This is a genomic window from Achromobacter sp. 1L-A-4-B-C2 (assembly GCF_057291955.1).
The window spans coordinates 657,608-674,640 of the sequence record NZ_JBXAWP010000006.1 but is presented as its reverse complement, the minus strand read 5'-3'; the positions used below and the strand labels follow the sequence as shown (position 1 = coordinate 674,640).

Sequence of the window (17,033 nt, the reverse complement as noted above, 5' to 3'; positions counted from 1 at the left end):
GCCGATGATAGTGGACGGACGTCTGTGAAAGTAGGTCATCGTCAGGCTTTTATTGCGCAAAACCCCACAGGTAATCCTGTGGGGTTTTGTTTTTTGCGCGTCCCAGACTTTGCAAGTACAGATTAGTTAAACCCCCTCGTAGCTCGCGCTGCGAGGGGGTTTTGTTTTTAATTTTGCGCGAAACAAACGACGACTGTTTATGGCAGTTGGCGGCGCAATGCTTCGAAGAACAATTCTGACTGAAGACGTTCGCTTTGAATCTGCGCGGCGACTTTGGTGGCGATGTCGGCGTTTACCGGTTTGAGCGGACGGCCAGTAGATTGAGCAAGGACCTGCGCTGCGCAAGCGCGTTCCAGGAAAAACAAATCGTCGTAAGCGTAGTCCAGCCGTTCGCCGCAAACCACAACGCCGTGATTGCCAAGGAAGACGATGTCCGCGCCTTGCATGGCATGCGCAATGCGTTCGCCCTCGGTGACGTCCAGGGCCAGGCCGTTGTAGTTTTCGTCGATGGCAAGCCTGCCGTGGAACCGCATTGCGTTTTGCGACAGCGTCGTGTCCAGACCTCGGTCTGCGGTAAGTGTCAGTGCCGTGGCATAAGGCATATGCGTGTGCAGGACACAGGCCTTGCCCGCGATACGGTGGATGGCAGCGTGAATAAACATCGCCGTGGGTTCAACGGCATGTCGACCGGCCAGTTTGTTTCCATGCGCATCGATCAGGACGATGTCGTCGGCTTGAACTTCATTCCACATGAGACCGCGGGGATTCAGCAGAAAGTGGTCGGGGTCACCAGGCAACGCCACGCTGAAGTGATTGCAGACGCCTTCGCCCAGGCCATGAGCCGCAGCCGCCCGCAAGGCCAAGGCCAAGTCGGCGCGAAGCGCAGCCACGGGTTCCGCGTGATATAGGGCGTCTGCGAAATGGGGTTCTTGATTCATGTCTGCCTTAAGGCTTAGGGAGGGGTAAGGGAACGCGCCTGATCCGACTATAGAGGGCCAGGCTGCGGCGTTATAACCAACCGGCGCTGCGAAAAACTCCTGGCACCCGGTCCAATGTCGGTACGGTAGCGTCAGGACGATAGTCAGGCAATAGCTGACGGCCTGTTCCTCGATCGATCCAGACGCATCGGAAGCCGATGTCGCGGGCAGCGGCATGGTCAAGATGTGGACTGGCGCAAATATGCACGATGTCGTCTGGCGTGACGCCAAGGCTCTGGTGAGCATGCGCGAAGATTTTGCGAGACGGCTTATAGGCGCCCGCGGATTCGGCCGTGATCACCCGGTCGATATGCCCGCCCAGCTGCGCGACGTTGCCGGCAATGATGTCTTCATCGGTATTCGAAATGATGCAAAGGCGGAAGCCCGCCTGTTTCAGCGCGGCCAACGTGTCCACGACTTCCGGAAACGGTGGCATGGCGGATATGCTGCCTATCAACATGTCGGCATCTTCTGGCCGATATGGCAGCCCAAAGTCCTGCATCGTCGACCGTAGCGACTCGCGCGAGATGTCGGCAAAGCGGCGATGGGGAGGGGTGCGTTCCAGGCGATGCTCGTGTTGGTCGTACGCGTGCAGGAACTCATCGGCTGTGGGCGCTGAATGCGCCGGCGGCTTGCCAGCCAGGATGCGGGCAACCGCCGCCTGTAGCCCTTCGTCCCACTGAATCAGCGTGCCGTAACAGTCAAACGTCAGCCACTGCGGGCGGGGAAGCGAATTCAACGGCATGGTGGATCCCTAAGAAAAATAGAAGAATCCTCAGCGTAGGACGTCCCACATCAAGTCGTAAAATTAATAATCGAACTCCTCTCAGTTGATAAACGAATATCAAGGCCGCCATGCTTGACCTGGAACTCTTGAGAACGCTGGTTTGCGTTGCCGATGAAGGCAGCTTCACCCGCGCTGCCCAGCGCGTGCATCGCACACAATCCACCGTCAGCCAGCAGGTTCGAAAGTTGGAGCAGACGGTGGGCAAGACATTGCTGCTGCGCGACCGAACCGGCAGCAATGTGTCTGCGACCGAGGATGGCGAAGTGATGCTTGCGTACGCCCGCCGCCTGTTAGCCATTGCCGACGAGGCCGAACATGCCTTGATGGCGCCCCAGGCAGCGCGTGTTTTGCGCCTGGGCATTCCTGAAGACTTCGACGTGGCGCGGCTGACGTTGCTGTTGGCGCGATTCGCGGCCAGCCATCCCGGCGTCCGGCTGGAAACCGCCAGTGGTATGAGCACCGAGCTACGCGCCAAACTGGGTTCCGGCGACTTGGACCTGGCCCTGATCAAACGCGAGCCCGACGACGGCCCATGCCTGGCGGCATGGTCCGAGCGTCTGGTCTGGATCGGCGCCAAGCGACACGCTGCGCTGGCGCCACATTGCCCCGTGCCGTTGGTGATGTTTCCGCACGGCTGCATCTATCGCAAGCGGATGATTTACGCGTTGGAGAGCGCCGGTCGCGCCTGGTACGGCGCTTATCACAGCCATAGCCTTGCTGGCGTGCAGGCGGCCGTGGCGGCGGGGCTGGGCGTGAGCTTGCTGCCTGCGTTCGCCACCCTGGAATCGCATCAGGTGCTGGTGGCACGCGACGGGTTCGATCCGGTGCCGTCGACCGAGTTGGCTATCGTCAGCAATCGCCGCGTGCCAGGCAGCATCGAGCAACAACTCGTGTGCGCGTTGCAGCAGGCCATAGAAGCCGACACGCGCGACCCGGCGATGGCGTGAACGCCGGCGTTCAAGTCACATCGCCGTCCACGTAGTACCACTGCCCGTCTTCACGCACGAAGCGACTGACTTCGTGCATGCGATGCGCGCGGCCTGCCTGGCGGCTGCGGGCCACGAATTCCACGGTGGCGTGATCGGCGTCCTGTTCGCGCGCTTGTTTGATGGACAGCCCCAGCCATTTCAAGTCCGGCGGATTCGGGTCCAGCGTTGCGGGCCGCGTCCCGGGATGCCAACTGGCTAGCAGGTAAGGCAGTTTGTCCAGGACGAAAGCGCTGTATCGCGATCGCATCAGCGCCTCGGCGGTGGGCGCCTGCATGGCCAGGGGGCCTTCATGCCAGCGGCCGCAGCAGCGGTCGTAGGCCGCGCCGCCGCAAGGGCACGGAGCGGCCAGGGAAGCAGATTTCTTGGTCACGGTTTGGCAGCGGCGCGTATCAGGCTCGCAGGTCGTTGTATTCGGGATGGCGGCGCATATAGACCTCGGCATACGAGCACAATGGGCGGACTTTCCAGCCATTGGCGCGCGCGGTATCCAGCGCTGACCGGGTCAGTTCCGCAGCGATGCCGCGCCCGCCGACCTGGCTGGGGACGCCGGTGTGCACGATGGCCATCGTGTCGCCTTGCAACTGGTAGTCCAACACGCAAAGCACGCCGTCGACGGTGGCGGTGAAGCGGGATTGACGGGGGTCCTGGGTGACAACAGTCATTCGAAGGCTCCTTGGATGCACCGGTGGGTCAGCCGGCATTCACCCGATGATCGGTAATCGGTAATCGGCAGTCGTAAGCAAACAGCTTAACGCGTCAGCGCCCGGGGGCAGAGGGCTGCACCGTCGACTTATCGGTGCAACACCTTGATCAACGCCGTCAGTTGGGCGTCGCGCGTTTGCACCATGTCGGCGATGCTGCGCCGGCCCGCCTCGGCGTTGACGCCTTCGATAAGTTTGCGCTGTAGTTCCGGAGTGACCTCGGGTGTGCCCAGGTCGTCCCACCAGGTTTGCACCGGGCCCAGCAGGTGGTCCATGAAATGCGCCAGGCCGCCCGCGCCACCGCCCAGGTTGAACGTCATGTGGGGTCCGAACAATGCCCAGCGCAACCCCGGCCCTTGCGACACCGCGGCGTCGATATCGGCCACGCTGGCGACGTTTTCGGCGGCCAGATGGATGGCCTCGCGCCAAACGGCCGCTTGCAGACGGTTGGCGATATGACCCGGCACTTCCTTGTTCAGCCGGATCGGGTATTTGCCCATGGCCCGGTAGAACGCGATGCTTTGCTCGATGACTTCAACCGACGTCTTGTCGCCCCCCACCACTTCTACAAGCGGAATCAGATGCGGCGGGTTGAATGGATGCCCGATGACGAAGCGCTCCGGGTGTTGGCAGCGCGATTGCAGACGGCTCATGATCAGGCCCGACGAACTTGAGGCCACGATCACGCGAGGCGGCAGTAGGGCGTCCATCCGCGCAAAGAGTTCGATCTTGAAGTCCTCGCGTTCGGGCGCGTTTTCCTGCACGAAGTCCACATCCACCAAGGCCGTCGCCAAGTCCGGCTCGAACAGCAGGGCGTCCGGCGACGCGCCTTCCACGACGCGGCCCAATTCCTTCAGCACGGGCCAGGCGGCCTGAACGCGCGCGCGCGTTTGTGCTTCGGCGTCGGCGGCGGGGTCGCTGACCACCACCGTCAGCCCATGCGCCAGGAACAGTGCTGCCCAACTGGCCCCGATGGTGCCGGCGCCAACGATGGCGATGCGGCGGATGGCTGGCGTGGGCGTGGCAGGGTGCGGCATAGGGCTCTCCGAGTGGCAGGGATCGGCCCATATTGTGATGCAAACGCCCCGCGCTTGCATGCCCGCCTTATGCGTTATGCGCGCGACGCAAGTGACGCCAGACCAGCCCGACCCCCGCCGCGTAGCTTGCGGCGATCACGCCGTAGGCGACGGGCAGGGTCGCGTTCCAGTCGGGCAGCACATGCATGATGGTGCCCATCAATGCCACCCCGACCAATGCGCCGGACTGCCGATTCGCGTTCAATGCCGCCGCCGCGCTGTTGGCGTGGTGCTTGCCCGAACTCTGCATCACAATGCCGGTCATCGCGGGCACGGCGATTCCCACGCCCAGATTGCCCAGCGCAACCAGGATGGCGAAGGGCCAGTAGGCGATCGTGGGCGTGAAGGCGACGATCCCCAAGGCGCTCATGGTGGCGGCCAGCGACATGCCCCCCAATAGCGCTGCCGACACATTCCAGCGCGCGGATACACGCCCCGAAATCAAATTGCCGATTGAAAAAACCGCCAGCATCGGCACCAGCTGGATACCGGTCTGAAGGGCGTCGGCGCCGCGCGCATGTTGCAGGAACAAGCTAAGCAGGAACAACTGCCCGTACGAAGCCAGATTGATCAGGAAGCCCACCGCGTTGGCCGCCGCAAAGTGCGGCGTCTGGAACAGGACGCGGGGCAGTATCGGTTCGGCGTGGCGGCGTTCGCGCCGCACCAGCAATACGATGGCCAGGGCACACAAGGCGGTGACGCCGGCAATGCGCGGCGACGTCCAGCCGTAGGCGTTGCCCTGGATCAGCACGAAGCACAACGACGACAACGCGATTACGCCCAGCAGGTGGCTGATCGGGTTCAGCGCGCGCGGCCGGCGCGGGGCCGCCTGGATGCGGCGGCGGGCAAGCCACAGCCCGACCACGCCCAACGGCAGGTTGATGAGAAAGATGCCGCGCCAACCGAATTGATGGATCAACACACCGCCCAGCAAGGGGCCGGTGGCGCCCGCCACCGCGACGATCGCCGACCAGGCGGCCAGCATGCGGTTGCGCACGTGGTCGTCGTCGTAGGCGTGCGTCAGCAAGCTTAGCGAGCTGGGCATGAACAGCGCGGCGCCCAGGCCTTGCAGCATGCGGGCCGCGATCAACGTGTTGGCGTCGGGCGCCAGGCCGCACAGCAATGATGCCAACGTAAACACGGCCAGGCCGGCAAGATAAACCGTTTTGGCCCCATAGCGGTCGGCCAGCGCGCCGGCCACCAACAGCAGCGCGGCAAACGTCAGCGTGTAACCGTCGACGATCCAGACCAGATCCGTCAAGGGAACGACAAACTGCACGGCAATGCTGCGCAGCGCCACGTTGACCACGGTCACGTCCAGCATGGCCATGACGAAACCGATGGCCAGGGTGACTAGCGGCAGCCAGGCAGTGGCCGGCTTGGCGTCGAGGGAGGGCGCGGGGTGTGATGGGCAGGCGGTGTTCATGAGAGGCAGACGGCGGGATTCCAAGGACTGAAGCTTAGAAGTTTTCAGGTATGCAAAAAAGCCGAAATACTGCTTTATAGTGATGCATAAATGCATCGCGGTTCCCAGGGTGGCAGGGTTGAAACGCGTTCGGGATACCAATGGACTGAAGCGAGGGTCAGCGCTATGGATTGGGACAATGCCAGGATCTTCCTGGCGATTTATCGCGTGGGAACGCTGCGTGGGGCGGCGGCATTGCTGCAGATCGACCAGGCAACGGCGGGCCGGCGCCTGGCCGCGCTGGAGTCATCGCTGGACGCGCGCCTGTTTCTGCGCACCCCTGGCGGGTACGTGCCCACGCCGGCGGGCGAATTGGCGTTCGCCGCGGCGGAGCGTATGGAGTCGGCCGCCGACCAGCTGCAGCGGCAGATGCAGGGGCTGGACCATCGCCTGTCGGGCGTGGTGCGCGTGGCGGCATCCGAAACCGTGGCCAGCTACTTCATCATGGAGGCGGTGCGCCGCGTGCATGTCCAGCATCCGGACATACGCGTGGTGCTGTCGGCGTCGATACAGATCAGCAACTTGACCCGTCGCGAGGCGGATTTGGCCATCCGCAACGTCAAGCCTGACAGCCCCGATTTGATCCAGCGCCACCTGGCCCGCAAGGAAGTCGGTCTGTATGCCTCGCGCGAATATCTTGCCGCGCACGGTGAGCCCAAACCGGGTACGGCCTTCGCCGGGCATACCTTGGTGACGTACCAGCAGGCGGTCTTGCCCGGCTGGTCGGACACGTTTTGCGGCGAGCCGACGGGCAACGGGCGCATCGCGATCGAGCTCAATTCCGGGATGATGATACTTGCCGCCGTGGTGGCCGGCCTGGGCATCGGCGAGCTGCCCACCCACATGGCGCCGGATTATCCCGACCTGGTCCGTATCTGGCCGGGTCGCAGCGAACCGTATGATTTGTGGCTGGTCATGCACGGGGACCTGAACCGCACCGCGCGCGTGCGCGCCGTGGCCGACGCCATCGTCCAGGTGTTCGAAGAAGACAAATAGCCGCGCAACTGCGGTAAGCCGTGGCTTGTCGAGCCGCGCGACAGGCGCTAAGGTTTGCGTGCCCCGCAGGAAAACCACGAATCAGGAGTGACGCGTGTCCGATCTTTGGCGTTTATCCGCAGTTGAGCTTGCCTCTCTAATCCGACAGCGCGACGTATCGGCTGTCCAGGCCGCGCAAAGCGCATTGGACCGGCTCGATGCCGTCAACCCCGCGCTTAATGCCGTGGTCGATCATCGCCCTGACGAGGTCCTGGCCCGGGCACGCGAGGTCGATGCGCAGCTGGCACGCGGCGAAGATCCCGGCTTGCTGGCCGGTGTGCCCGTTACGGTCAAGGTCAACGTCGACCAGGCAGGCTACGCCACGACCAACGGCGTCAGCCTGCAAAAAGACGTGATCGCCGCGCAGAACAGCCCCGTCGTCGACAACCTGCTGCGCGCCGGCGCGGTGATTCTTGGCCGCACGAACACGCCCGCGTTTTCGTTGCGCTGGTTCACGGGTAACGGCCTGCACGGGGACACGCACAACCCGCGCAACAAGGCATTGACGCCAGGTGGCTCGTCGGGTGGCGCGGCATCGGCGGTGGCGGCGGGCATCGGCCATCTGGCCCATGGCACCGATATCGCCGGGTCCATCCGCTACCCCGCCTACGCCTGCGGCGTGCACGGGTTGCGGCCATCGCTGGGCCGCGTGCCCGCGTACAACGCGGCCTTGCCGGAACGTTCCATCGGCGGCCAATTGACGGCCGTGTCGGGGCCATTGGGGCGCACCATTGCCGACGTGCGCTTGGGGCTGGCGGCCATGTCCGCGCGTGACCCTCGCGACCCTTGGTGGGTGCCGGCGCCGCTTGTGGGCCCCGACGTTCCCCGCCGCGCCGCGCTGTGCGTGAACCCGGATGGCATGAACCCCGAGCCCGCTGTCGTCAAGGCATTGCAGGAAGCCGCGCGCAGGCTTAGCGACGCGGGCTGGACGGTAGACACACTGGACGCCGTGCCACCCATGCAAGAGGCGGCCGACTTGCAGATCCGCATGTGGATGGCGGACGGCTATGAGGCCATGTTGGCGGCGGCCGAAAAGGAAGGCGACCCAGGGGCTTTGGTGGCCCTGCGCGGCCAGCGCGACAAGGCCGCCGACGCAAACCTGAACAATTTTTCCGCAGTGCTGACGCGTCGGGCTACGTTGACCCGCTTGTGGGAAATCTTCGTTTCCGAATATCCGGTGCTGTTGCTGCCGGTATCCGCGGAATTGCCCTTTCCCGACAATCTGGATTTGCAGGGCGACGCGGCTTACGCGCGCGTGTGGCGTGCGCAAATGACGCAGATCGGCGTGCCCTTCATGGGCTTGCCCGGGCTGTCGGTAGCGATGGGCAACGCCATGAGCAGCGTCGGGCCAAGCCCCGTCGGGGTGCAGATCGTTGCGGGACGCTATCGCGAAGATCTATGTCTGGCCGCTGGCGAAATTATCGAGGCGGGCGATGCCGCCGTCACCATCGCCGAACCGGACTTCAAACCCGAACCGCGTTGACGGCGTGCGGCCTTGCGTTAGCCCGACGCCCTAGCTGCCAAACCGCACGCGCAGCACGCCGAGCTCGCCGTAGACGAGCTCGATGTCTTGATGCGCCGGCACGTCCAGGAACCCGGCATAAGAACCGGTGATGACGTGCTGCCCGGCATGCAGCCCCAAGCCTTGTTCGCGCAGGAAATTGGCCAACCAGTACAAGCCGGCCTTTGGGCGATCGTTAGGGTGAAAGCCAGGATGTTGTTCAACTTCGCGTCCGCCGACCGACAAGGTCAGCGTCATGCTTGAAGGAACCGCGTCGGCGCTGGCGATGCGCGCCCCCAGCACCAGGCCTTCGTTGAACATGTGGTCGGCAAGCAGCTCTGGCAGGCTGGCATGTTCGGGCGACGCGTAGCGGCAGCCCAGCACTTCCAGCGCCAGCCGAGCGCCGCCCACGGCCGCGTCAATCTCGGCGTCGGTGTAGGGCGTGTCGCGGGCGGGCAGGTCTTGCGCCAGCTCGAACGCAATTTCCGGCTCAATGCGCACCACTTGCGTGCGCGTGGCAACGGGGCCAGCCTCGGCATAGACGGTGCCCGATGCGTAAATCGGCGCCACAACCATTTTCTCGGGCGAGGGCAGCGCGCTTTTCCAGGCCGCGATGCGGTCCCGGCGCGTTTCCTGCAATAGCTGTGCGGTGCGCTGTTGAACCGCGAATGCCTGTCCCATTGATTGCGGGCGGCATTCCGCCGGCAAGCGCGAGCCGGCCACGCCGGATTCGCGCGCGGCGATCAACGTGCGGGCGGCGTCGATGCTGCCGGGATAGTCTTCGATTCGGATCTGCATGGGCTCAGGCTCCCAGGTACAGCATCACCCACAGGACGATCATGGCGATCAGGCCCAGCCAGCACGAGCCCCAAAAGCCAACGATGGGCCATTTCAGCGAAAGCGGCGTTTTCTTGGGGTCGACGTGACCCAGCAAATCGTTGGCATTGCCGATCAACCAGAACCGCGTGCCGGGAAACATCAGGCGGAAAAAATAGTCCAGCATGATGGCCGCCTGGATCGACAGGGGATACTGTTTCCACGGGCGGTGTTGCAAATAGGGATGCTTGAACGCGGCGTTGATCTCTTTGTTTTTCAGGAAAAACAGGACAATGCCGCTCAGCGTGCAGGTGATGAAGCAAAGCACGAAAAGGCTGAAGGCCATGGCCATGACAGGTGAATGCATGGGGATCTCAAGATTGCGCGGCGTGCCGCGTTAGATGAAAAAAGGGCAGAACGAAAGCGGGGAAAAAATCTGCCCGTATTGTAGAAGGCTTGGCGCCGCCCCGTGTTCAGGGCAGCGTCAGCGATGTCGGGCGGCCAGGCCGCCCAGGGCTGATGTGGTTCAGCCGCGAACCTGGCCTTCACCGTTCAACACCCACTTCAGCGTGGTCAGGCCTTCCAGGCCGACCGGGCCGCGCGCATGCAGACGGTTCGTCGAGATGCCGATTTCAGCGCCCAGGCCGTATTCGAAACCGTCCGCAAAGCAGGTCGGCAGGTTGACGTAGACCGAGCTGGAATCCACTTCACGCTGAAAGCGCTGCGCCGCCGACAGGTCTTCGGTGACGATGGCGTCGGTGTGGCCCGAGCCCCAGCGCGCGATGTGCTCGATGGCGTCATCCAGCGTGTCAACGATACGAACGGCAAGGATCGGGCCCAGGTATTCCGTGCCCCAGTCTTCTTCCGTGGCAGGGGTGATGTGGGGCAGCAAGGCCATCGTGCGCGGGCAGCCGCGCAGTTCGACGCCATGCTCGATCAGGGCTGCCGCCAGGGTGGGCAGAATGGAAACGGAGGCCACGGCATCGACCAGCAACGTTTCCATGGCGCCGCAGATGCCATAGCGGTAGGTCTTGGCGTTAAAGGCAATGGTGTGCGCCTTGTCCGGATCGGCCGCCGCGTCAATGTAGATGTGGCAGTTGCCGTCCAGGTGCTTGATCAATGGCACACGGGCTTCTTGCGCCAGCCGCGCAATCAAGCCCTTGCCGCCGCGCGGAACGATGACGTCGATATGTTCCGTCATGGTGATGAGTTTGCCCACGGCGGCCCGGTCCGCGGTGGCGACGACCTGCACGGCGTCCGGCGGCAAGCCGGCCGCGGCCAGACCGGTTTGCACGACCCGGCCTAACGCGATATTGGAGTGCAAAGCTTCGCTGCCGCCCCGCAGGATTGTGGCGTTGCCGGACTTCAAGCACAGCGCTGCCGCGTCGATCGTGACGTTGGGCCGGGACTCGTAAATGATGCCGATGACCCCAAGCGGGACCCGCATTTGCGCCACGCGCATGCCGTTAGGACGCACCGTGGTGGCCGTGATGCTGCCGATAGGATCGGGCAGGGCGGCAATCTGGCGCAAGCCCTCGGCCATGTGCGCCAACGTTTTGTCGGACAGGGTCAGGCGGTCCAGCAGTGCCGGTTCCAGCCCGTTGGCGCGGGCGGCGGACACATCCTTTTCGTTGGCGGCCTTGAGCTCATCGTGGCTGGCGGCCAGGGCGTCGGCCATGGCCAGCAACGCCTTGTTCTTGGCGGCGCTGTTGGCGCGCATCATCGCGCGCGAGGCGCGCCGGGCGTTTTCGCCCAAGGTCAGCATGGCGTGTTCGATGGAAGACGAGGACATGGCAGTGTCAATCATGAATGAGTGCAACGGAAGAGACGGCGGAGCCCGTGGGCGTAACCCTAAGCGCCGTCTGAAGATTCAGTTTATATCCGGACAAAGGACGGCGTGCGCGGGGCGGCCTTCACGGTCGCCCGCCGGCGGCGGCCACGCGCAGCGCCAGCCGGGTCATTTCTTCCCAGGGGTCCGAAAGCCGTCCGGCGACGGACAAGCCCTTGATCAGACGATCCACGTCGTGGGCGTGCTGCACGGCTGCGGGCCAGACGGCGGGCTGCACCCGGTTCAGCGCCTGTAATGCCAGGCGCTCGTGCGCGCCGAAGATGCGCAACCGACGCATCAGCCCGTTGGCGTCCTGGCCCAGCACACGCGCTTCCGCGATGCGGGCAAGCAGGCGGATTTCTTCGCCGACCGCCCAGAGCACCAGCGGCAGCGCTTCGCCTTCGGCGCGCAGGCCGTCGATCATGCGGATGGTGCGAGCGATGTCGCCCGCCAGCATGGCGTCGCGCAGGCCGAAAACATCGTAGCGCGCAACGTTCAGTACCGCGCGCTCTACGTCCTCGGCCGCCAGTTGGCCTTCGGGATACAGCAAGCCCAGCTTCTGGATTTCCTGGTGCGCAGCCAGCAGGTTGCCTTCGACCTTGTCAGCCATCCATTGCAACGTGGCGGCGTCGGCACGCTGGTTTTGCCGAGCCAGCCGCATGCCCACCCAGGCAGGCAGCCGGCCGCGCTCGATGTTGGCGATGTCGACCATCACGCCGCCCCGGTTCAGCGCCTGCACCCAGCGGCTTTCGCGGGTGGCTTTGTCCAGCCGGGGAAGCGCAATGAGGATCAGCGTGTCGGCATCAGGCTGCTTTTCAGCCTGCTCGGCCAGCTTGGCCAGCGTGTCGGCGCCGGACTTGCCGGGCTTGCCGGTGGGGATCTTGATTTCAAGGATGCGGCGGTCGCCGAACAGCGACACGCTTTGCGTTGCGGCAGTGACGGCGCTCCAGTCGCTGCGGGCGTCCATCACCATCGAAAGCCGGTCGGTGTAGCCGGCGTTGCGCGCCGAGGCGCGCAACGTATCCACGGCTTCGGTGACCAGCAAAGGCTCGTCGCCGGACACCGTGTATAGCGGCGCGAGCCGGTTGCCCGGGCGCTGCAGGTGTTCGGCAAGCCGATCCGCGTCCAAAGGCTGTGCCATGGGCTAGCGCAAGATCGCCGGGTCGGTGGTTTGCGGCGTCTGCCACGGCGTGGGCGTGCGCTTTTGCTGCGGTGCGTTCGGGTCGTACAGCGGAATCTCGCCGGTTTCCCCGCGTTCTTCAGCAGTCTCGAATGCGTGACGCACTTCCGGTGCCGTCATGCGGCGTAGGACGCGCGTTACGAGGTCGCGTTGCATCGCCTTATATAGCGTTTCGATCTGACCCTGCTTGGCCTGCATGACTTGGTCGTCATATGGCATTTCGCGATAGATGGACAAGGTGGTGTCCGGGATCAACGCACGACCCTTGTTGTCGATGAGACGGAAGGTGTAGTTGATGCCCAGCTCGTATTCTTCAACCCGGCCCTGGGCGTTCAGCGACACCTCGCGCAGCGTGCGGGTATCGCTGATCTGCTGCAGAATGGCCTGCGCTTCCTTGGGCGAATCGACCAGCTTGGTATTGGGCGAGGCCGCGCGCAGCGCGCGGCGCACGTCCGCCCCGAACTGAGTGGTATCGGGCATGCCGACATAAAGCGTGTCGAACGGCATCGGCGTAACGCCGCGCAGTGCGAAGCCGCAAGCGGACAGCAGCATGAACAGCGCCAGGCAGGCGCCGCGCAGCAGCCACGATTGGCGGGGGGAGTGCGAGAGTTGCCCGGCGAAGTACATGCTTGACCTCATCAGCCTACGACGTTGACCAGTTTGCCCGGCACCACGATGACGCGCTTGGGCGGGCGGCCTTCCAGGAAGCGCGAGACCTCTTCCTGGCTGGCAGCGAGCTTTTCGATGTCTTCCTTGGCGGCGCCGGCGGCCACGCGGATCGAGCCGCGCAGCTTGCCGTTGACCTGGAGCATCAGCTCGATTTCGTCCGCGATCAGGGCGGCCTCGTCCACATGCGGCCACGGCGCGTCCAGCAGGTCGCCCAGCTCTTTCGCGTAGCCCAGGTCTTGCCACAGGTGCCAGGTGATGTGCGGGACCACCGGGTACAGCACGCGCAGCAGCACGCCCAGCGTTTCGGCGTAGGCGGCATCGGCCGCGGCGTCCTCGGGCAGCTTGGCGTCGTCGATGGCGTTCAGCATCTTCATGCAGGCGGACACGACGGTGTTGTACTGGATGCGCTGGTAGTCGTAGTCGGCTTGCTTGAGCAGCGTGTAGACCTCGCGGCGCAGATCCTTGACGGCGGCGGTGGCTTGCGACCAGTCAGCGCCATTGGCCAGGCCACGCGCCACGGCATCGCGGCGCGCGTAGCTGATGGACCACAGGCGACGCAGGAAGCGGTTGGAACCTTCCACGCCCGAATCCGACCATTCAAGCGTCTGCTCGGGCGGGCTGGCGAACATGACGAACAGGCGTGCCGTGTCGGCGCCCAGCGTGTCGATCAGCGATTGCGGATCGACACCGTTGTTCTTGGACTTGGACATCGTGCCCACGCCGCCGTAATTGATGGCGGAGCCGTCCGACTTGAGCTTGGCGCCGGTGATGGCGCCACGGTCGTCGTAGACGTTTTCAACGTCTTCGGGCCAGAAGTATTCAATGCCGCCCTGGGGCGTCTTGCGCGAATAGATATGGTTCAGCACCATGCCCTGGCACAGCAGCTTGGTGAAGGGCTCGTCGAAATTGAGCAGGCCCATGTCGCGCATGACCTTGGTCCAGAAGCGGGCGTACAGCAGGTGCAGCACGGCGTGCTCGATGCCGCCGATGTACTGGTCCATCGGCATCCAGTAGTCATTGCGCGCGTCGACCATGGCGTTGTCGTTGCCCGGCGAGGTGTAGCGCATGAAGTACCAGGACGAGTCCACAAACGTGTCCATCGTGTCCGTTTCGCGGCGCGCGGGCTTGCCGCAGCTGGGGCAGGCGCAGGACAGGAAGGCTTCGTTCTTGGCCAGCGGGTTGCCGCTGCCGTCCGGGATCAGGTCGTCGGGCAGGACGACGGGCAGGTCTTTTTCGGGAACCGGCACCGGGCCGCAGTCGGCGCAGTGGATGATCGGGATCGGGGTGCCCCAGTAGCGCTGGCGCGAGATGCCCCAGTCGCGCAGGCGCCACGTGGTTTGCTTTTCGCCCAGGCCTTGCGCGCCCAGGTCGGCCGCGATGGCGTCCACGGCGTCCTTGTGCGAGAGGCCGTCGTACTTGCCGGAATTGATGGTGCGGCCAGACTGCTTGTCGCCATACCATTCCTGCCAGGCGGCGGCGGAGTATTCCTTGCCGGGCACGTCCACGACTTGCACGATGGGCAAGTCGTATTTCTTGGCGAAGGCGAAGTCGCGTTCGTCGTGGGCGGGCACGCCCATGACGGCGCCGTCGCCGTAGGTCATCAGCACGTAGTTGCCGACCCACACTTCGACGTCCGCGCCCGTGACAGGGTGCGTGACGGTCAGGCCCGTGCGCATGCCTTCTTTTTCGCGCGTGGCCATTTCGGCCTCGGTCGTGCCGCCCAGCTTGCACTGTTCGATGAACGCGCCCAGCCCGGGGTTGTTTTGCGCGGCATGCGTGGCCAGCGGGTGTTCCGGCGCCACGGCGCAGAAGGTCACGCCCATGATCGTGTCGGCGCGGGTGGTGAAAACGTACAGCTTGCCGTCCTGGATCAGCTGGCCATCCTGGCCGGCGATCTTGTGCGGGAAGGCAAAGCGCAGGCCTTCGGACTTGCCGATCCAGTTTTCCTGCATCAGGCGAACGCGCTCTGGCCAGCCAGGCAGGTCGTTCTGGACAGCGCCCAACAGTTCGTCGGCGTAGTCGGTGATGCGCAGGTAGTAGCCCGGGATCTCGCGCTTTTCAACCAGCGCGCCTGAACGCCAGCCACGGCCGTCGATGACCTGTTCGTTGGCCAGCACGGTCTGGTCGACCGGGTCCCAGTTCACGACCTGGGTCTTGCGGTAGGCCACGCCCTTTTCCAGCATCTTCAGGAACAGCCACTGGTTCCATTTGTAGTATTGCGGATCGCAGGCGCACATTTCGCGCGTCCAGTCGATTGCCAGACCCATCGCCTTCATCTGCTTCTTCATGTAGGCGATGTTGTCGTAGGTCCACTTGGCAGGCGGCACCTTGGACTTGATGGCGGCGTTTTCCGCCGGCATGCCGAAGGCATCCCAGCCCATGGGCATCAGGACGTTATAGCCGCGCATGCGCAACTGACGCGCCATCATGTCGTTGATGGTGTAGTTGCGCACGTGGCCCATATGCAGCTTGCCACTGGGGTAGGGCAGCATCGAGCAGGCGTAGAACTTCGGCTTTTCGGAGCCGTCGGCGTTCTTCGCGTGTTCGTGGACCAGATAGGCGTCGCGGGCCTGCCAGTCTTGATGGGCGGCCGCTTCGACGGTAGTGGGGAGGTAACGTTCCTGCATGGGCTCGGGCACGGTGGCAAAAAAGGGCTAGCCGCCCTGCCGCGTGGACGCGGGGGCGGCCTGACGCGGTGGCGGTCAAAACCCCTGATTATAGGAGGTGCTAGACGCGGCTAGGGAGCGGGGCTGTTTCGGGGATGCGCGCACTGGGCGCCAAGACGCCGTATGCCAATGTAACCACGCCCAGAACAGCGCCCGCGATGACCACGCCGGGCCAGCCGAAATGGGCGTAAAGCCAGGACGATACCAGTGAACCGGAGGCGCCGCCGAGGAAGTAGCTGGTCATGTAGCCCGCGGTAAGGCGGCTGCGTGCTTCGGGACGCAGGCGATAGAGCGAACTGCTATTGGTGACATGAACGCCCTGGATGGCCAGGTCCTGCACCAGAATGCCCGCCAACAGGGCAAATACCGAGACCTGGCCAAAGGCCATCAGGCCCCAGGACCCCAGCAGCAGCAACAGGCCCACGCGCGTGGCCAGGTTGCCCAGGCCCCGGTCCGCCAGACGGCCGAAGCGGTTCGCGGCATAGGCACCCGCCGCCCCGGCCAGGCCGAACAGGCCGATGGTGGTGTTGCTGTATTGATAGGGCGGGCTGGCCAGCAGGAAGGTCAACGGCGTCCACAGCATGCTGAATGCAGCGAACAGCAAAAAGCCCAGCAGCGACCGCGCGCGAAACAGCGGCTCTTGGACAAACATGCGCAGGATCGAGCCCAACAGGCGCGGATAGCTCATCGTGGTGGGGCTCTGGTAGCGCGGCAGCACACGCCACAGGGCGGCGGACATGCCCAGCATCAGCACGGCGGCCACCCAGTACACGGTGCGCCAACTGCCCACGTCCGCCAGCACGCCTGCCACGGTGCGAGCCAGCAGAATGCCCAGCAGCAGGCCGCTCATGACCGTGCCCACCGCCTTGCCGCGCTCGTGCGGGGCGGCAAGGGTGGCCGCGAACGGCACCAGAATCTGGGCCACCACGGACAACAGCCCCGTCAGCGCCGTACCCAGCAGCAGCACCGCGATGTGGGTGGCGAAGGAAGAAATCAACAGGCCGCCCGCTGACAGCAAGGTCATCAGCACGATCAGACGGCGGCGTTCAAAGAGATCGCCCAGCGGCACCAGCAGCATCAAACCCAGCGCGTAGCTCAATTGGGCCGTGGTGACGATGGCCCCCGCCGCGGCGTTGGACAGCCCGAATTGCTGGCCGATCGTATGCAGCAGCGGTTGCGCGTAATAGTTGCTGGCGACGGCCAGGCCGGTCGCGATCGACATCAACAGGACGATCGGCGCGGTCAGCGTCGGGGTGGGCGGGGCGGGGGGCGCGGAGGCGGGGGAAGCTGTCATGAAGCGGAGCGAAGGCGGTTCGAAAATGGCGGGAGAAAGCGAAGGGAGA

16 protein-coding genes are annotated in these 17,033 nt (G+C 64.4%); 3 read left to right on the top strand and 13 right to left on the bottom strand.

Annotated features, from left to right (window positions below; translation table 11 throughout):
- Positions 1 to 197 precede the first annotated feature (197 nt).
- Complete coding sequence (locus AC0Z35_RS28180; RefSeq protein ID WP_485133034.1) at positions 198 to 938, bottom strand: aldolase; 741 nt, start codon at positions 936 to 938, stop codon at positions 198 to 200.
- A 70-nt stretch (positions 939 to 1,008) separates the two neighbouring features.
- On the bottom strand, positions 1,009 to 1,722 hold the full coding sequence (locus tag AC0Z35_RS28175; RefSeq protein ID WP_485133035.1) for a haloacid dehalogenase type II: 714 nt from the start codon (positions 1,720 to 1,722) through the stop codon (positions 1,009 to 1,011).
- A gap of 110 nt (positions 1,723 to 1,832) precedes the next feature.
- Between AC0Z35_RS28175 and AC0Z35_RS28170 the strand changes: the two genes are divergently transcribed.
- Positions 1,833 to 2,711 (top strand): LysR substrate-binding domain-containing protein, encoded by an 879-nt coding sequence (locus tag AC0Z35_RS28170; RefSeq protein WP_485133036.1) that lies wholly within the window; start codon positions 1,833 to 1,835, stop codon positions 2,709 to 2,711.
- A gap of 10 nt (positions 2,712 to 2,721) precedes the next feature.
- Here the strand turns inward: AC0Z35_RS28170 and AC0Z35_RS28165 are convergent, their stop codons facing one another.
- The 4 genes from AC0Z35_RS28165 to AC0Z35_RS28150 all read right to left on the bottom strand — a co-directional run bounded on the left by AC0Z35_RS28165 (position 2,722) and on the right by AC0Z35_RS28150 (position 5,956).
- Positions 2,722 to 3,123, bottom strand: coding sequence for a YchJ family protein (locus AC0Z35_RS28165; protein ID WP_319304839.1), 402 nt, complete (start codon positions 3,121 to 3,123; stop codon positions 2,722 to 2,724).
- Positions 3,124 to 3,142: 19 nt separating this feature from the next.
- Positions 3,143 to 3,415: a GNAT family N-acetyltransferase gene (locus AC0Z35_RS28160; RefSeq protein WP_046807808.1), complete on the bottom strand. Its 273-nt coding sequence runs from the start codon at positions 3,413 to 3,415 to the stop codon at positions 3,143 to 3,145.
- 128 nt (positions 3,416 to 3,543) lie between these two features.
- Positions 3,544 to 4,491 carry a 3-hydroxyacyl-CoA dehydrogenase NAD-binding domain-containing protein gene (locus AC0Z35_RS28155; RefSeq protein WP_046807807.1) on the bottom strand — a complete coding sequence of 316 codons (948 nt, stop codon included), beginning with the start codon at positions 4,489 to 4,491 and terminating at the stop codon, positions 3,544 to 3,546.
- Between the two features lie 67 nt (positions 4,492 to 4,558).
- Positions 4,559 to 5,956 (bottom strand): MFS transporter, encoded by a 1,398-nt coding sequence (locus tag AC0Z35_RS28150; protein ID WP_485133037.1) that lies wholly within the window; start codon positions 5,954 to 5,956, stop codon positions 4,559 to 4,561.
- Positions 5,957 to 6,121: 165 nt separating this feature from the next.
- Between AC0Z35_RS28150 and AC0Z35_RS28145 the strand changes: the two genes are divergently transcribed.
- Together AC0Z35_RS28145 and AC0Z35_RS28140 are read left to right on the top strand one after the other, a co-directional pair.
- Positions 6,122 to 6,991, top strand: coding sequence for a LysR family transcriptional regulator (locus tag AC0Z35_RS28145; protein ID WP_046807806.1), 870 nt, complete (start codon positions 6,122 to 6,124; stop codon positions 6,989 to 6,991).
- A gap of 94 nt (positions 6,992 to 7,085) precedes the next feature.
- A complete protein-coding gene (locus tag AC0Z35_RS28140; RefSeq protein WP_485133038.1) occupies positions 7,086 to 8,513 on the top strand; it encodes an amidase family protein in 1,428 nt (475 codons plus the stop codon).
- A gap of 30 nt (positions 8,514 to 8,543) precedes the next feature.
- On the opposite strand, the gene AC0Z35_RS28135 is transcribed toward AC0Z35_RS28140, so the two are convergent.
- From AC0Z35_RS28135 to AC0Z35_RS28105, 7 genes are all read right to left on the bottom strand, one after another.
- On the bottom strand, positions 8,544 to 9,329 hold the full coding sequence (locus AC0Z35_RS28135; RefSeq protein ID WP_485133039.1) for a 2-keto-4-pentenoate hydratase: 786 nt from the start codon (positions 9,327 to 9,329) through the stop codon (positions 8,544 to 8,546).
- 4 nt (positions 9,330 to 9,333) lie between these two features.
- On the bottom strand, positions 9,334 to 9,714 hold the full coding sequence (locus AC0Z35_RS28130) for a hypothetical protein (RefSeq protein WP_185975433.1): 381 nt from the start codon (positions 9,712 to 9,714) through the stop codon (positions 9,334 to 9,336).
- Positions 9,715 to 9,873: 159 nt separating this feature from the next.
- Positions 9,874 to 11,154: a glutamate-5-semialdehyde dehydrogenase gene (locus AC0Z35_RS28125; protein ID WP_485133040.1), complete on the bottom strand. Its 1,281-nt coding sequence runs from the start codon at positions 11,152 to 11,154 to the stop codon at positions 9,874 to 9,876.
- Between the two features lie 106 nt (positions 11,155 to 11,260).
- The gene (holA, locus tag AC0Z35_RS28120; protein ID WP_485133041.1) at positions 11,261 to 12,316 is read right to left on the bottom strand and encodes a DNA polymerase III subunit delta; all 1,056 of its coding nucleotides are present in this window, start codon (positions 12,314 to 12,316) and stop codon (positions 11,261 to 11,263) included.
- A gap of 3 nt (positions 12,317 to 12,319) precedes the next feature.
- The gene (locus AC0Z35_RS28115; RefSeq protein ID WP_485133042.1) at positions 12,320 to 12,982 is read right to left on the bottom strand and encodes an LPS-assembly lipoprotein LptE; all 663 of its coding nucleotides are present in this window, start codon (positions 12,980 to 12,982) and stop codon (positions 12,320 to 12,322) included.
- 11 nt (positions 12,983 to 12,993) lie between these two features.
- Entirely contained in the window at positions 12,994 to 15,651 is a 2,658-nt protein-coding gene (gene leuS, locus AC0Z35_RS28110; RefSeq protein ID WP_485133043.1) for a leucine--tRNA ligase, read from the bottom strand.
- Positions 15,652 to 15,751: 100 nt separating this feature from the next.
- Positions 15,752 to 16,984, bottom strand: a complete 1,233-nt coding sequence (locus AC0Z35_RS28105; protein ID WP_485133044.1) for an MFS transporter — start codon at positions 16,982 to 16,984, stop codon at positions 15,752 to 15,754.
- Between the last annotated feature and the right edge of the window lie 49 nt (positions 16,985 to 17,033).

What these genes read in the sequence shown, in the direction of transcription:
- AC0Z35_RS28115 (WP_485133042.1), bottom strand. Translation starts at nt 12,982, where the DNA reads ATGTACTTCGCCGGGCAACTCTCGCACTCCCCCCGCCAATCGTGGCTG.
- AC0Z35_RS28145 (WP_046807806.1), top strand. Translation starts at nt 6,122, where the DNA reads ATGGATTGGGACAATGCCAGGATCTTCCTGGCGATTTATCGCGTGGGA.
- AC0Z35_RS28135 (WP_485133039.1), bottom strand. Translation starts at nt 9,329, where the DNA reads ATGCAGATCCGAATCGAAGACTATCCCGGCAGCATCGACGCCGCCCGC.
- AC0Z35_RS28175 (WP_485133035.1), bottom strand. Translation starts at nt 1,722, where the DNA reads ATGCCGTTGAATTCGCTTCCCCGCCCGCAGTGGCTGACGTTTGACTGT.
- AC0Z35_RS28130 (WP_185975433.1), bottom strand. Translation starts at nt 9,714, where the DNA reads ATGCATTCACCTGTCATGGCCATGGCCTTCAGCCTTTTCGTGCTTTGC.
- AC0Z35_RS28155 (WP_046807807.1), bottom strand. Translation starts at nt 4,491, where the DNA reads ATGCCGCACCCTGCCACGCCCACGCCAGCCATCCGCCGCATCGCCATC.
- AC0Z35_RS28150 (WP_485133037.1), bottom strand. Translation starts at nt 5,956, where the DNA reads ATGAACACCGCCTGCCCATCACACCCCGCGCCCTCCCTCGACGCCAAG.
- leuS (WP_485133043.1), bottom strand. Translation starts at nt 15,651, where the DNA reads ATGCAGGAACGTTACCTCCCCACTACCGTCGAAGCGGCCGCCCATCAA.
- AC0Z35_RS28170 (WP_485133036.1), top strand. Translation starts at nt 1,833, where the DNA reads ATGCTTGACCTGGAACTCTTGAGAACGCTGGTTTGCGTTGCCGATGAA.
- holA (WP_485133041.1), bottom strand. Translation starts at nt 12,316, where the DNA reads ATGGCACAGCCTTTGGACGCGGATCGGCTTGCCGAACACCTGCAGCGC.
- AC0Z35_RS28105 (WP_485133044.1), bottom strand. Translation starts at nt 16,984, where the DNA reads ATGACAGCTTCCCCCGCCTCCGCGCCCCCCGCCCCGCCCACCCCGACG.
- AC0Z35_RS28160 (WP_046807808.1), bottom strand. Translation starts at nt 3,415, where the DNA reads ATGACTGTTGTCACCCAGGACCCCCGTCAATCCCGCTTCACCGCCACC.
- AC0Z35_RS28125 (WP_485133040.1), bottom strand. Translation starts at nt 11,154, where the DNA reads ATGATTGACACTGCCATGTCCTCGTCTTCCATCGAACACGCCATGCTG.
- AC0Z35_RS28180 (WP_485133034.1), bottom strand. Translation starts at nt 938, where the DNA reads ATGAATCAAGAACCCCATTTCGCAGACGCCCTATATCACGCGGAACCC.